This window comes from Zobellia sp. 1_MG-2023, from assembly GCF_030549125.1.
Lineage (GTDB): Bacteria > Bacteroidota > Bacteroidia > Flavobacteriales > Flavobacteriaceae > Zobellia > Zobellia russellii.
On the sequence record NZ_JAUOSY010000002.1, the window covers coordinates 301,294 to 315,421 of the forward strand.

Consider the following 14,128-nt stretch of genomic DNA (forward strand, 5'->3'; position numbering starts at 1 on the left):
GTTGCTCGCCAAATATTAAAAAGTATAAGTGAAATTGGCATAAAGCGCCCTTGCGGTTTGGGGTGTAATGGTGGTCCACCCCTTATAATATTCTTTGTTGAATACGTTGTTCAATTTCAGACCAATGCGATATTTGTCTGCTTGATAGAAGACAGAAGCATTCGCAATGGTATAACTTGGTAATATGAACTCTCCTGTTGATGCGTAGTTTATGGCAAAACGTTCACTGGCACCATTAAACCCAAACCCAAGTCCAAACCCTTCTAGAGAACCGTCCTGGAATTCATAATTAGCCCATAAATTGTATGTGGTTTCCGGCCCTGCTTCCAAAGGTCTTCGGTTTAATATTTCAGCATTGTCGGATACTGTGGTCTCACTATCGTTATTGCTGTAACCGGCCCTAATATTTAAGCCATTAATAGGGTTGGCGTTAACTTCTATCTCAAAGCCTTTGCTTTCAACTTCGCCTCCTTGAATTTTGTTAAATGGCGAGGCTGGATCCGTAATTACCCTGTCTTTTACGTTTATGTCATAATAACTAATTGTAGCGTTGAGACGGTTGCTGAAAAGGTTGGTCTTTATGCCGAATTCTAACTGATTGGCTTGCTCGGGATCAAAGGTTTTTAAGGTTTGTGGGCCTGCATTTACATCGCCAACTAAAGCAGGCGCAACATTGGTAAAGCCGTTTTGGTAATTGGCAAAGACGGATAATTTGTCCTGGATCGGTTGGTACAACAAGCCAAATTTAGGAGAGAAAGCCGTTTGGTCAAAATCATCTTCCAATGTAGCCAAATCACCTTCATTATCAAAAACATCCAAACGCAAACCTACCATAGCCGATAACGAAGGGGTGATGTTCAATACATCTGCGGCGTAAGCGCTGTAAATGTGCGATTTGGATTTTATATTACTTACACCCTGTGAAGCAAGTGCGGCATCTACCCCGGCCGTGGACAAAGGGAAGAGGTCTTCTTCTACCTCTGGCGTAAACGGATTGTTTCCGTTTGAGCCACCTTCGGGAGTAATATTGCCATAGAAAGCATACCCTGTACTATTATCCGTTTGGGTAGAGTTGTAGTAATCAATACCAAAAACAAGTTTGTTCTGCATACCGGCCAGTTTAAAGTTTCCGATAAAATTTTGCTGAATATCCGTAGTTTGGGTATTTGCATTTTGCTTGCTTATGTACCGGGTAAAAGTGTCGTTGCCCAGCACACCAAAATCGAATAAATAAGAATAGTAACCGCGGGTTGAAGTAGAACTTTTGGAAAGAATGGTCTGCGATTGCCAAGAATCCGATAGTTTATAATCCATTTCTATACGGTAGTTCTGGGTGGGATTTTCCAGAGAAAGGTCGTTGCTTGTAAAGGACAATTTATTGTTGTACCCTAGTTCTTCTAGATTGGCCGATTCTGTTGGAGCGCTCCGGTTTAGGAACAAAAACATGGGGTTGGTTTGTTCTGCCTGTGAAATTTCTCCGTAGAATGAAAATGATAGTTTATTATTTACACGATAGGAGAGGGATGGAGCCACAAAGAAAGACTTTCTAAATCCGGCATCCTGAAAACTTTGTTCCGTGGCATAGGACGTATTCAACCTAAAATAAATATTGTTGGCCTTATCTAGCGGGGTGTTGAAATCACCACTAATTTGATTAAAACCATAGGTGCCCGAGGTAAAGGACAATTCGCCGCCCGTACCTACATACGGTTTCTTGGTAACAACATTTATTAGACCGCCATAGGAAGTTACGGCATTACCGAAAAGTGTTGCCGATGGACCTTTTATAACTTCTATACGCTCAATGTTGGCGGCATTTATAGTTCCGTTGGTAAGACCGGGCAATCCATTTACCAACTGGGGTTGCACAGAAAATCCGCGAAGCGAATAATAACCGGCACCGTCACCACCACGGCCTGTGGAAGTCCATAGTTTTTCAACACCCACGGCACTCTTTAGGGCATCTTCAAAGGTTGTAGTAACTTGGGATTTTAATAAATCTGTAGTTATGGTGCTATACACCTGTGTATTTTCTAGGTCTTTAAGAGGCAGTTTGGCCACGTAGGCCGTTTCTTTTCTAGAAAACTTGTTGCGTCTTTCTCCTTTTACGACCACTTCACTTAATATTTCATTTCCCTCATAGAGCGTAATACTACCTAGGTCTTTGGTTTCGTTTGCAAGAACGGTTAGAGTCAATTCTTTGGTCTTAAAACCAAGGTAGGATATGGTCAATATATGCTCTCCGGTGCTGATGTCTTCGATTTCGAAACTGCCGTCTTCATTGGTATACGCTCCCACATTGGTGTTCTTGATTGATACGTTAACCCCCATAAGAGGGGTTTGGGAGTTATCTGTTATGATTCCTTCAATTTTACCGACTTGAGCGAACGATGAGGTTAAGGAGGAAAAAACAAGAATTACCGTAAGTAGTTGTCTCATGCTTATTTAGACTAAATATGAATAATTGATTTCGGCAAAAGTAATTTTTTGCGTAAAACCCACAAAAATTATTTAGATTTAATTTAAATAAAGGCAATTACATTGTATAATCGGAAGATGGGAGTAAAGCACTTTAAAGGAACCTGATATCAAAATAAAAAAGCCACTCAACATAAAAGTGAGTGGCTTTTGGCACTTAGCTAAAACAAATATAAGTGCTTGTTTTAGAAGGTAAATGCGAGTCTTGCGTAGTAATAAGAACCTGCAAAGCCCATTTGTACGGCATCCCAGTACCCGCCTGAATCAGACCAGTCGTCTTGTTGGTCAGGATACACATTAAACAGATTATTACCACCTACACTTAGTTTTAAACTTTCAGATAGTTCAAACCCAAAATTTAGATCGGTAACTATTTTTGCACTATACCTATCGGTTGCTCCATCTAATAAATCGGCTTGCGAAGAATAACCTAAATCAGCAAAATCCTCAAAAATCTGGTAGTCAATAAGTTCTATCTCACTAAAACGGGTAAAGCTTAGTGCAGCATCAAACCAACCTTTTGTGTAGTTTAGGTTTAAGTTTAATTTACTATCAGGTGCAGAGGCCAATAAGAAACTTTTGTCACGCTCACCAAAGAATGTGCTTTCATCCAAACTTCCGTTATCTACATTATCAATCTTCATATCATTGAAGTTGGCCAAAAAGGTTACACCAAATGAACTGTCTTCAGAAAGCGTATTTTTGTAAGCCAAAATAACATCAAGACCTGAGGTCTGGGTGTCCGCGCCGTTTACGAAGAACTGGGCAGAACTAACATTTGGTATCTGTGGCGCAGGGAAATTTCCTGTTAGCACAATACGGTCCTTAATCTTAATATAGTATCCGTCTACCGTTGCGGTAAAATTACCGGCTTTAGCGGTGAAACCTAGTGCGGCATTAAATGCTTTTTCTTCCTTTAATGGCCCTATCCCGAAAGAAGCGGTAACCGGACTGTTGTTCGGAGAAAGAAGAGCTTCCGAAGCTACACCACCAATAAAGTTGGTGAATTTAAGGTTGTAGTAGATTTGTGCTAATGAAGGCGCTCTAAAACCTGAACTAACGGAACCTCTTATGTTAATGTTCTCGGACGCTTTTAATCTTGCCGCCAACTTACCGTTAGTGGTACTTCCAAAATCACTAAAATACTCAAAACGTGCGGCACCGCTGACCAATAATTTTTCGGTAACGTCCAGTTCTAAATCTCCATAAAGTGAGACGTTGCTTCTGCTTCGGTCTACTTCGTTAGCAGGGCTGTAACCTGGGAAACCTTGTGAGCCACCAGGTCTTTGATCGCCCGTAACCGGATCCGTAGGAATGGTCTGTGTGGCAGGGTTTGTAATTAGGACACCATCTACATCAAAAGTTCCGTATGATGAGGCTTCGCCTGCAAAAATCTCAAAATTCTCGGTTTTGTACTCTGCACCAAAAGCTAGGTTCATACCGGACATGATATCTTCATAAAACTTAGAAACATCCAAGTTGGTTACGTTTTGGCTAAGGCTGTGTCCACCAGCGTCGAAATCTGTAGGTGATGTTTCTTCAAGAGAAGCATTTAAAGAACCTTTAATAAAGTAATGGAATAAATTCTTTCCGAAAGTGTTACTTATATCTACGTTCCAACCGTTTTCCATTTCAGTTCGTACCCCAACAGCAACAGAGTTGTCAATAATATTAGAAGTGATACGAGGTGTAAAAGCATTAGGGTAAATACTTACTACATTACGTTCCGTAGGATTGTTCCGGGTAAAGGCAAAGGCATCTGTATCTCTATAGTTTCTACCTCCAAAAGCGTAGATTTCCGTATTATCCGTAACCGGAATGTTTATGTTTCCAAAGAAATTAAACCCATCTATAGCGGCCTCGCCAAAGCCCCTTCTAAAATCAAAACCGGGTCTTAGAATTTTGTTTTTCGCTATATACTCCGTAGTAAAGTTGGCGTAACCTTCCTCGCCGATCTTAACACCATAATTAGCAGCGAATTTTATAGACCCACCGTCAAAGTTTTGATCGTCGCCTATGGCGTTTCCATCTCTCTCCGTGCTTAGTCGGTTACCGTCCGTGTTGGGTGTCCCATCGGGGAAATCCCCTGGGGCATTGGTACTATAGGCACCATAGCTAATAGATCCGGAAAGTTCATCCGTTCTATCTTTTAGTACAATATTAATAACACCGGCAATGGCATCCGAGCCATACTGTGCAGATGCACCGTCCCTTAAGATTTCTATTCTTTTAATTGCAGACGATGGAATGGCATTAAGATCGGTACCCGTGTTGCCTCTACCACGTGTTCCAAATACGTTGATCAATGAAGATTGGTGTCTTCTTTTCCCGTTGATCAGAACCAAGGTTTGGTCAGGACCCAGACCACGTAAAGAAGCGGGGTCAATATGATCTGCTCCATCGGATCCGGACTGTTTGTTCGCATTAAAAGAGGGTGCCGCATATTGTAATAATTGGTTTACCTCAATTTTACCCGTTTTGGAAACCACATCCTCCATAGGAATTACGTCAACTGCGGTAGCTGTCTCCGTAGAAGTCCTGTTGGGGTTTCTTGAGCCCACAATAACCACATTGTCTAACTGGGCTGCAGCTTCGTTCAAGGTAATGTTAAAAGAACTTTTTCCGGCAATGGCCACTTCCAAGGTTTCGTACCCAATATAGGATACAACAAGAACAGCGGTGTCATCTGGAGCGGTAATGGTAAAATTACCGTCAAAGTCGGTTTGTGCTCCTGTTGTGGTCCCTTTGATTACAACAGTTGCTCCGGAGAGGGGTTCGCCGGATGCATCCTTAACGGTACCTTCAATTTCCCTTTCTTGGGGCAAACTAGGGGCTTCTGTTTTCTTGGTGAGTACAATTTGTTTTCCGTTTATCTTAAAATCGAAATTGGCCTTTTCAGAAAGCTTGGTCAATACCTGTTCAAGTGCTTCCTCTTTGGCGTGAAACGAAATCTTTCTGGTATCGTCTATCTCTTTTGTATTGTAGAAAAAACGATATTGGGTTTGCGTTTTTATTTCATTCAAGATGTTTTTTAGCGGCGTATTCTCATAATCCAACTCAATTTTTTTTTGAGATGTTGTACCCGCGCTCACTTGAAAAACAATAAAGAACAGCGAAAACAAATTGAGCATGGTCTTTAGATTTAGTTGCTTGAGGCGCTTGGTGGCCCGAGCACTGTGTTTTTGGTTTTTTTTCATGATCATTGTGAATTTGATAGTTACTAATTAGTTGTTTTTGTTTATAAATGAGAGTGTTACATTAGCTTTTGCTTTTTATGGTTATTGTGTTTTGATTTATTGTATAATTAAATGGAGTGCTAAGTGAAATTGTATTGAGTATAGACTCTATGCTTTCATTTTCAAATTCGCCCTTAAAGACTTCATTGTTTAGATGTTGTGCGTTATTTTGAAATTTTACTTGATGAATCCTTTCAAGTTTGACCAGGATTTCGGAAAACTTAAGGTTGTCAATAATTAGCTTGTTCTGCATCCAGGCGGTATAAAGCTCTGTCTGCACTTTTGCTTTACTAAAGTTACTTTCGGACTTTTTATAATTGGCCTGGAAACTTGGGGTCAGGTTTATTTCGTTGCTAGGAGCGTTAGATTCGTTAATGCTGACTTTGCCTTCTACTAATGTAGTAGCAATGGTTTCTTCGTTTTGGTATGACGAGACATTAAATTGTGTGCCTAGCACTTTAACGGTAAGACCTTGGGTCTTTACCAAAAATGGCTTTTTCTTGTTTTCGGTAACATCAAAAAAGCCTTCGCCCTCAAGAAAAACAGTTCTGTTTACTAAAGAATCATTATTAAAATTGGTAGGAAATTTTAGCCTGGAACCGGCGTTTAACCAAACAGAAGTGCCATCGGACAGTTTAAGTTTAAAGGTCTGCCCGTAGGGAATATAAATTTCGTTATAAACCACCGGCATATATCTATTCTGGTTTTTAGACTGAAAGCTGAGTTCGCCTCTGTTTTTGTCGGCAATTATGTTTCCGTCCGCATCCGTCAATACCTCAGAACCATTACTGGATAAAATTTTGGTGCTGCCGTCTGCCAAAGTAATGGTTATGTGCTCAATGGGTTCTTGGTCAGTATCAATTCCCGATACAATGGGTTCTGCCTTATTTGTTGAGAATGGAGGGTTGAGGAGCTCTAAGCCTCCCAGTACCAACAGTATGCCTAGAGTAGCAAAGGATAGGCCGTAAAGAAGCCGTTTTCTGTTGCGTTTTTTTGCTGAAAGTCTAGCGTTAAAGGTTGAAAAGCCTTTTTCAAAATCAAAAGTTGAAGCGGTTTCTTTATTGTATTCCCTAATTCTCTTTTTAAAGATGCTTAAATTGACCTCATTTGCAGATACCCAGGTCTTTAGGTGTGTTTTCTCTTCGGAAGAAATAGTCCCGTCCAGCCATTTAGAAATTAGTTCGTGGTAATTCATAAATATTTACACCTTTTAACTTAATGATGCATAATTGTCAAAAAACCCCTACTTATGAATGATTTTTATTTAAATTTGAAAGAATACTATAAAGAATGAACGAACAGAAACTGGTCAAAAAGATGCAGAGCGGTAATGCCGAAGCGTACCGGTATTTGTTTTCCGAATACTATGATTGGTTGTGTAACTACATTTTTAAAATGTGTAACAATCGCTATTTAGCAGAGGATATTGTTCAGGATACTTTGGTGCATTTATGGGAAAAACGAGCTCAGTTACATATTAATGGTTCGGTAAAGAATTATTTGTTCAAATGTTGTTACAATCAGTTTTTACAACACGTTAGAGCAAAGAAAATAAACTTTGATACCTTGGATAAAATCAAATGGGAAGTTATTGCCGATACCGCTTTTGAGCGGGATAGGGTAGATGAGAAGCTAGAAAATCTAAACGTTCTTATTTCGCAGCTGCCACCACGGTGTAAAGAAGTTTTCGTGCAAAATAAGTTGGAAAAAAAGAAATACAAGCAGATTGCATTGGATATGGGTATCTCCATTAAGACGGTAGAAAACCAAATGTCTAAAGCGCTGCACTTTTTAAGACAGCATGCTACTACTTTCTTATTACTGAGTCTAACTTTTCTTTAAATTTCTTTTTAAGACATAGCTTGTATAAGATCCAATGCCAAATTTCCACTTGGGTATTTTATCGCAAGTATTTACCCAATTGATAAGTGTTCCTAAATGAGTTGAGGAAATGTTTACTTGATCTCCTTTTTTATGAGTAAAGCCCAATCCTTTTTTACCACGATCCTCCGTAGGGGCGAACATGGTGCCTAAAAAGAGGACAAGACCATCTGGGTATTGGTGGTTCTTACCTATCACCTGAGAAACCAGATTTTCAGGAGTGCGGCTGATCTCTTTCATTTTATTGCTTCCAGAAGTGGTAAAACCATCTTTTCCTTCCATGGCAAATTCCACATCGCAATTTTTAACATCATCTAGAGAGAAAGTGTCATCAAACAAACGGAACATAGGGCCTATGGCACAAGAACCATTCTGGTCTTTAGCCTCGCCCAGTAAAAGGGCGCTCCTGCCCTCATAATCACGAAGATTTACGTCATTACCCAATGTGGCGCCCACTATTTTGCCGGAAGAGGATACCGCAAGTACAATTTCCGGTTCGGGATTGTTCCATTTAGAACTTTTTAAAACACCTATTTCCGCACCAAAACCAATGGCGGATAACGGTTGGGCTTTTGTAAAAACTTCTGCGTCTTTTCCTATACCTACTTCAAGATATTGAGACCAAAGACCTTTTTTCTGTAATTCTTCCTTGAGCTTCTCGGTCTCGGGAGAACCTGCTACTACTTTACTTAAATCATTGCCTAATGAGGCGTATATGGTCTGGCGGATGTCATTGGCCGCATGGGCATCTCCTTTGGCTCTTTCTTCAATGACTCTTTCCAGTAGGCTTTTGATAAAAGTAACACCACAAGCCTTTATAGCCTGAATATCATTTGGAGCAATGAAATATGGAATCTTGGGATTTCTATTGAAATACAGAGAGTTCTTAAGAATGTCCGTTACTTTACCAAGTTTGGGCAAATTGGTCAATGCCTTTAATTTGGTAACGGGGTCTTTACTATTGATTAATTCGCTGGTAGAATTGTAATGTGCAGAAAGATCATAAACGTTTCCTTTTCTGGCTAGAACTACGTGGGGTCCGGCCACTCCATTATATGCTTTTTTTGATGGTACAGCGCATCTGCCTATCCATGTACCTGTTTCCGCCAATTGGGGGATAAGGGTGTTCAAGTCAATGTATTTCATTTTGTAGTATTGGTGGTCTTAGAAAATACGTAAATAAATCTAGTTTGGATGTTTGTACTTTTGGATGAAAACTAGGGCTTTTATTAAGATAGGTCTATTAAACAATAGAAAGATTACACGTATTATAGGAATTTAGAGATTGAGTACGAACTGCTCTAAATTCTAAATATAAATTGAAGCTCCTGCTGGGGGGCTGGGAAAATTATGAAGGATACAGGCTTTAGCGTGAGATTGACTATTAATGAAACTTAAGTTTGGAAAAACCTGGGAGCAGGTAAGGAAATCTCTGTTGGATATAGTAAATAGAACAGGTTATGCTATGAACCTACTTGCAATTTTATGAGAATTAAAAGGCCCTTCTACAGGGCCATTTTTATGTTCGGTCAATTCAATGTTTTTAGGGTGCTATAAGATTCCTATCAAATCTAAAACGAGTGCCACCGGTACTGCTAATAAGATAAATACCAGACAGGCAATCATAATTCTAAGAAATCCATTGAGCATTTTTACTCCAAAAGTTAGCTCTTGTTCCATAAGTGTTAGATTTCTTTAAATTTAAGAAATTAATAAATATGAAGCTTAATTTTTGCGAATTATTTGACTTAACTAGCTTATGTTTAGTATATTTCTTGGTTGAAGTGTGTAATAAAAACGGTGAAACGTATCTTGGTTAAATGGAAATACCGAAGTTTCAGGTAACTTGCATTACGTTTTAGAGGGAACCACAAGCTTGTGAAAACCTGGATTCTTGCAAAAGGGGTAAATTTTAAATAGAAATTTACAGGAGCTTTCGAATGTGGTTCATGATTTCCGAGCTGGCCCCTTTATTTTTAGAAATGTAGCCTGCATTTATTTCGCCTGTCTTTTTTCGGAATTCGGGACTATCTAAGAATTTTTTCAACAGTTCGCCAAATGTCCATTGGTCTTTTATGGTGTAAATACCCTTCCGGTCTACTAAATCTTCCGCTTCTTTAAACCCTTCATAATGAGGTCCAATAATAACCGGTATCCCAAAAACAGCGGGTTCTAAGGTATTGTGCAATCCGGTAGAAAAAGCTCCGCCAACGTAGGCGATATCGGCATAACTATAAATTTTTGTGAGCATCCCTATATTGTCAATAATTAACACATCATAATCGCGAAGATTGTTGTTGTCAATTTTTGAGTAGAGTGTGGTTTTTTTTGTAAATGCACCGGCAAGGCCCAAAATTTTATCCTTTTTTATAGTATGTGGGGCTAGTACGTACTTTAAGTTTTTAGGAGCATGGTTGATGTGGTCTATTAATATGGTTTCATCTTCGGGCCAAGTGCTTCCGGCAACAAAACATAGTTTGTCGTTTTTAAAGACTTCCATAAAATCCAAGGTGTTATCTCTATCCAAAATTTCGGAAACACGATCTAAGCGAGTGTCCCCACTAGTTTCGGTATTGGTTATTCCAATGGATTTCAATAGTTTTTTTGAATTTTCGTCCTGAACAAAATAGGCCGAGAATTTTTTTAGTGTATTTCTCATAAATCCACCGTAAGGCTTAAAGTAAACTTGGCTTTTTTTGAACAAGGCAGAAATTAAAATGGTCGGGACTTTGTTGGCTTCCAATGCCCTTACATAGTTAGGCCAAATCTCATATTTTATAAAAATGGCCAAGTCCGGATGTACGGATTTTATGAAGCGAGATGCATTTTTTTTGGTGTCCATGGGCAAGTAGGCCACAACATCTGCTGCTGAAGTATTCTTTTTTAGCTCGTATCCTGATGGAGAAAAAAAGGTGAGTACAATTTTATGGGTAGGGTATTCTTTTTTTAGCTTTTCTATAATAGGTAGCCCTTGCTCAAATTCACCTAGTGAAGCGGCGTGTACCCAGAGAGTTTTGTCTTCTTTGGAAATAGCGTTGTCCAGTAGGTAAAAGGAATGCTTTCGGCCGTTTACGAACAACTTTAATTTAGAATTGAAATGGGCCAGAATTTTCAGGAAGAACCAAGAAATCTGAACAATCACATTATAGATGCTATGCACTGATTCATATTTTGGGCTAAATTACACTTCTTTACATAAAATTGTACTGCTTGGTTTCGTATTTTTGCACAGATTTATATAATTCATGGCGATGAAAAAAATTCAAATGGTCGACTTGGGAGGCCAGTACGAAGGAATAAAAGAACAGGTAAATTCAGCTATAGCTACTATCATGGAAACTTCGGCCTTTATAAACGGTCCGGAAGTAAAGTCGTTTCAAAAGGAGTTGGAGGAATACTTAGGTGTAAAACACGTTATTCCCTGTGCCAATGGTACGGATGCTTTGCAGATTGCCATGATGGGCTTGGGGCTCCAGCCTGGAGATGAGGTAATTACTGCAGACTTTACTTTTGCCGCCACCGTAGAGGTAATTGCCCTTTTGCAATTAACACCGGTGTTGGTAGATGTGGAGCCAGATTCGTTCAATATAGATATTACCGCTGTTGAAAAGGCCATAACGCCTAAAACCAAAGCCATTGTTCCGGTTCATTTGTTTGGGCAGTGTGCCAATATGGATGCTATTATGCAATTGGCGGAACAACATAACCTATATGTTATAGAAGATAATGCACAAGCTATTGGGGCTGATTATTTGTTCGATAATGGGGGTAAACAAAAAGCTGGAACCATAGGTCATGTGGGCGCTACTTCTTTCTTTCCCTCAAAGAATTTAGGGGCATATGGAGATGGAGGAGCAATCTTTACCAATGATGATGAATTGGCGCATACATTAAGAGGTGTTGTAAACCATGGTATGTATGAGCGCTACCATCATGATGTGGTAGGGGTCAATTCTAGATTGGATTCTATACAAGCGGCGGTTCTTCGTGCAAAACTGCCAAAGTTAGATGAGTACTGTGACCGCAGGAGACAAGCGGCCAGAAGTTATAATTCCGCTTTTAAGGGGCAAGAACATATTATTACGCCTGTAACGACCAAGTGTAAAAATGAGATTTGCCAAGATTGTACCTGCCACGTATTTCATCAGTATACATTAAGGGTCACCAACGGAAAACGAGATGCTTTGGTAAAGCATTTGGCCGAGAACGATATTCCTTGCGGGGTTTATTACCCTATTCCCTTACACAAGCAAAAAGCCTATGCGGATGAGCGTTATAATGAAGCAGATTTTCAGGTTACGAACCAATTGGTGAAAGAAGTTATTTCATTGCCTATGCATACAGAGCTGGATGATGAGCAAATAGATTTTATTACAACAACAGTTTTAAATTTTGTAAATGGTTAAGAGTGCTTTCGCTTCTTAATCATGGATTTTTAAAAACGAATTAGATTATAAATTACAGAAGGAACCAAACAGGTGTTTTATAGGTTTCGAAAAAATTGAACTATGAAAATATTAGTGACCGGCGGGCTCGGCTTTATTGGATCGCATACAGTTGTAGAACTTCAGAACAAGGGGTTTGAGGTGGTAATAATAGATGATTGTTCTAATTCATCCGAAAAAGTATTGGAGGGTATTTCTTCAATAACCGGTAAAATGCCACTTTTTGAAAAAATAGACTTAAAGGAAAAGTCAAAGGTTGAAGATTTTTTCAGAAGACATCAGGATATTGAAGGGGTAATTCACTTTGCAGCCTCAAAAGCAGTTGGTGAAAGTGTTGAGAAGCCTCTTCTGTATTACGAAAACAATATTGGTACGCTAGTATACCTATTAAAAGAACTGTCTAAGAAAGACAATTCCAATTTTATATTTAGCTCTTCTTGTACGGTTTACGGTCAAGCCGATGAAATGCCTATTAGCGAGAAGGCCCCGGTAAAACCGGCAGAATCGCCTTATGGTAATACCAAGCAGATGGGCGAAGAAATAATTCGCGATACCTGCGCTATTACGCCGGCATTGAATGCTATAGCGTTGCGCTATTTTAATCCTATGGGAGCGCACCCGAGCGCTAAAATTGGGGAGTTGCCTATTGGTGTGCCACAAAATCTAGTGCCGTTTATTACACAGACTGGTGTGGGCCTAAGAGAGCAGCTATCTGTTTTTGGAGATGATTACCCTACTGAAGACGGCACTTGTGTTCGTGACTATATTTATGTAGTAGATTTAGCTCAAGCACACGTACAGGCACTACAACGGTTGTTGGGTAATAAAAACGAAGATAACTACGAAGTCTTTAATCTAGGTACTGGAAAAGGAAGTTCAGTGTTAGAGGTAATACACAGTTTTGAGAAAGTTTCAGGAAAAAAACTGAACTATAAAATTGTAGATAGAAGACCTGGTGATGTCATATCTGCTTATGCGGATACAAAGAAGGCAAATGAAGTTTTGGGCTGGAAAGCACAATATTCCTTAGATGAAGCAATGAAATCCGCTTGGGAGTGGGAACAAAAAATTAGGGCTTAACCTAATTGTCTTGTGTTTTCTGTAACTAGAGGTTATTTTTTTTGTAAATCCAAAACCAACGTTACACTCAACAACGTAGTTAATTTATGGTTTTGAATTTTTCCAATAGTACAGAATTGCTTGCCAATGCAGAAAAAAACGACCTTTATAAAAAGTTGGTTGCCCAATTGATAAAGGATTTTGGTCTGGCCAATATTCATATTGGCCTTAGTCCAGATGTACATCCGGAGGGTTTAAAAAGTGTTCTAAAGGAGAAAATATATCACCTTATCATGGAGCGTTTTTCTGAATACCTCAATTTGCTCTACATTGTAGATGTTCCGGAGAAGGCCTTTAAAGAAATAACCGTCACCGATGTAGTTGAGGTAGCGGATCAAGTGGCCTTTCTCATATTAAAAAGAGAACTACAAAAGGTATGGCTTAAAAGCAAGTACTCCTAAAAGTAGACCCTCACAAAAGGAAGCCAGGCATTTGCATAAATACTCTTATTGTCATCATAGAGCAGATTGTAGCTAATTCCAAGCGTAAAATTCCGGTCTGTATATCCCAGTCCTAGGAATAGTGCTGGAGACCAATAATTGTCTTCAATACCAGGAAAACCGTTAATAGCAATTGATCGGTTAATACGTAATTGCTCTAGTTCTGCAGAAATTTGAAGAAATGGTAGAGGGTTGTACAAAGAAAGGATGCTGCCGCCATAAGCGTACCTTTTGTCATTGTTCAATTTGGCATAGTTGAACGTTAAACTAACGCCACTGGAAAATTGATCATTAAATTGATATATGGCACTAGGTGAGACAGATGCATTAAAGCCGCCATTGGTGAGTCCAAAACCTAGCCCGCCTCCAAATTTTACGTTATTCCAGAAGTCTGAAGGTGCAGAAGTGTTCTGTGCGGAACAATTTAATGCAAAAACGATAAGAAACAACCCTAAAAAAGTACTTTTTGGGGTCTTATAAAGTTTTTTAATCATTATCTTTATTTTTTCAAAATTGCATACTAAGATAC

At 39.3% G+C, this 14,128-nt stretch carries 10 protein-coding genes; 4 read left to right on the top strand and 6 right to left on the bottom strand.

The window, feature by feature from the left end; genetic code table 11:
• Positions 1–15: 15 nt before the first annotated feature.
• The 3 genes from Q4597_RS05325 to Q4597_RS05335 form a co-directional block, all read right to left on the bottom strand.
• Positions 16–2,439: a TonB-dependent receptor gene (locus Q4597_RS05325; RefSeq protein ID WP_303405109.1), complete on the bottom strand. Its 2,424-nt coding sequence runs from the start codon at positions 2,437–2,439 to the stop codon at positions 16–18.
• A 224-nt stretch (positions 2,440–2,663) separates the two neighbouring features.
• Positions 2,664–5,675 carry a TonB-dependent receptor gene (locus tag Q4597_RS05330; protein ID WP_303405110.1) on the bottom strand — a complete coding sequence of 1,004 codons (3,012 nt, stop codon included), beginning with the start codon at positions 5,673–5,675 and terminating at the stop codon, positions 2,664–2,666.
• A gap of 61 nt (positions 5,676–5,736) precedes the next feature.
• Complete coding sequence (locus Q4597_RS05335; RefSeq protein WP_303405112.1) at positions 5,737–6,909, bottom strand: FecR family protein; 1,173 nt, start codon at positions 6,907–6,909, stop codon at positions 5,737–5,739.
• 95 nt (positions 6,910–7,004) lie between these two features.
• On the opposite strand from Q4597_RS05335, the gene Q4597_RS05340 reads away from it, so the two are divergent.
• Positions 7,005–7,556 carry an RNA polymerase sigma factor gene (locus tag Q4597_RS05340; RefSeq protein ID WP_215913005.1) on the top strand — a complete coding sequence of 184 codons (552 nt, stop codon included), beginning with the start codon at positions 7,005–7,007 and terminating at the stop codon, positions 7,554–7,556.
• Here the strand turns inward: Q4597_RS05340 and Q4597_RS05345 are convergent.
• A complete protein-coding gene (locus tag Q4597_RS05345; RefSeq protein ID WP_303405115.1) occupies positions 7,542–8,741 on the bottom strand; it encodes a fumarylacetoacetate hydrolase family protein in 1,200 nt (399 codons plus the stop codon). The two genes, Q4597_RS05340 and Q4597_RS05345, sit on opposite strands and share 15 nt — an antisense overlap.
• A 778-nt stretch (positions 8,742–9,519) precedes the next feature.
• Complete coding sequence (locus Q4597_RS05350) at positions 9,520–10,755, bottom strand: 3-deoxy-D-manno-octulosonic acid transferase (protein ID WP_303405117.1); 1,236 nt, start codon at positions 10,753–10,755, stop codon at positions 9,520–9,522.
• Positions 10,756–10,846: 91 nt separating this feature from the next.
• Between Q4597_RS05350 and Q4597_RS05355 the strand changes: the two genes are divergently transcribed.
• The 3 genes from Q4597_RS05355 to Q4597_RS05365 all read left to right on the top strand — a co-directional run bounded on the left by Q4597_RS05355 (position 10,847) and on the right by Q4597_RS05365 (position 13,560).
• Positions 10,847–12,001, top strand: a complete 1,155-nt coding sequence (locus Q4597_RS05355) for a DegT/DnrJ/EryC1/StrS aminotransferase family protein (RefSeq protein WP_303405119.1) — start codon at positions 10,847–10,849, stop codon at positions 11,999–12,001.
• Between the two features lie 102 nt (positions 12,002–12,103).
• Positions 12,104–13,120 (top strand): UDP-glucose 4-epimerase GalE, encoded by a 1,017-nt coding sequence (gene galE, locus Q4597_RS05360; protein ID WP_303405121.1) that lies wholly within the window; start codon positions 12,104–12,106, stop codon positions 13,118–13,120.
• An 86-nt stretch (positions 13,121–13,206) separates the two neighbouring features.
• Positions 13,207–13,560, top strand: coding sequence for a hypothetical protein (locus Q4597_RS05365; protein ID WP_215438556.1), 354 nt, complete (start codon positions 13,207–13,209; stop codon positions 13,558–13,560).
• Here Q4597_RS05365 and Q4597_RS05370 read toward each other — a convergent pair.
• Entirely contained in the window at positions 13,557–14,093 is a 537-nt protein-coding gene (locus Q4597_RS05370) for an alpha-ketoglutarate decarboxylase (protein ID WP_303405123.1), read from the bottom strand. The two genes, Q4597_RS05365 and Q4597_RS05370, sit on opposite strands and share 4 nt — an antisense overlap.
• Positions 14,094–14,128: the final 35 nt, after the last annotated feature.

What these genes read in the sequence shown, in the direction of transcription:
- Q4597_RS05335 (WP_303405112.1), bottom strand. Translation starts at nt 6,909, where the DNA reads ATGAATTACCACGAACTAATTTCTAAATGGCTGGACGGGACTATTTCT.
- Q4597_RS05325 (WP_303405109.1), bottom strand. Translation starts at nt 2,439, where the DNA reads ATGAGACAACTACTTACGGTAATTCTTGTTTTTTCCTCCTTAACCTCA.
- Q4597_RS05330 (WP_303405110.1), bottom strand. Translation starts at nt 5,675, where the DNA reads ATGAAAAAAAACCAAAAACACAGTGCTCGGGCCACCAAGCGCCTCAAG.
- Q4597_RS05345 (WP_303405115.1), bottom strand. Translation starts at nt 8,741, where the DNA reads ATGAAATACATTGACTTGAACACCCTTATCCCCCAATTGGCGGAAACA.
- galE (WP_303405121.1), top strand. Translation starts at nt 12,104, where the DNA reads ATGAAAATATTAGTGACCGGCGGGCTCGGCTTTATTGGATCGCATACA.
- Q4597_RS05355 (WP_303405119.1), top strand. Translation starts at nt 10,847, where the DNA reads ATGAAAAAAATTCAAATGGTCGACTTGGGAGGCCAGTACGAAGGAATA.
- Q4597_RS05365 (WP_215438556.1), top strand. Translation starts at nt 13,207, where the DNA reads ATGGTTTTGAATTTTTCCAATAGTACAGAATTGCTTGCCAATGCAGAA.
- Q4597_RS05370 (WP_303405123.1), bottom strand. Translation starts at nt 14,093, where the DNA reads ATGATTAAAAAACTTTATAAGACCCCAAAAAGTACTTTTTTAGGGTTG.
- Q4597_RS05340 (WP_215913005.1), top strand. Translation starts at nt 7,005, where the DNA reads ATGAACGAACAGAAACTGGTCAAAAAGATGCAGAGCGGTAATGCCGAA.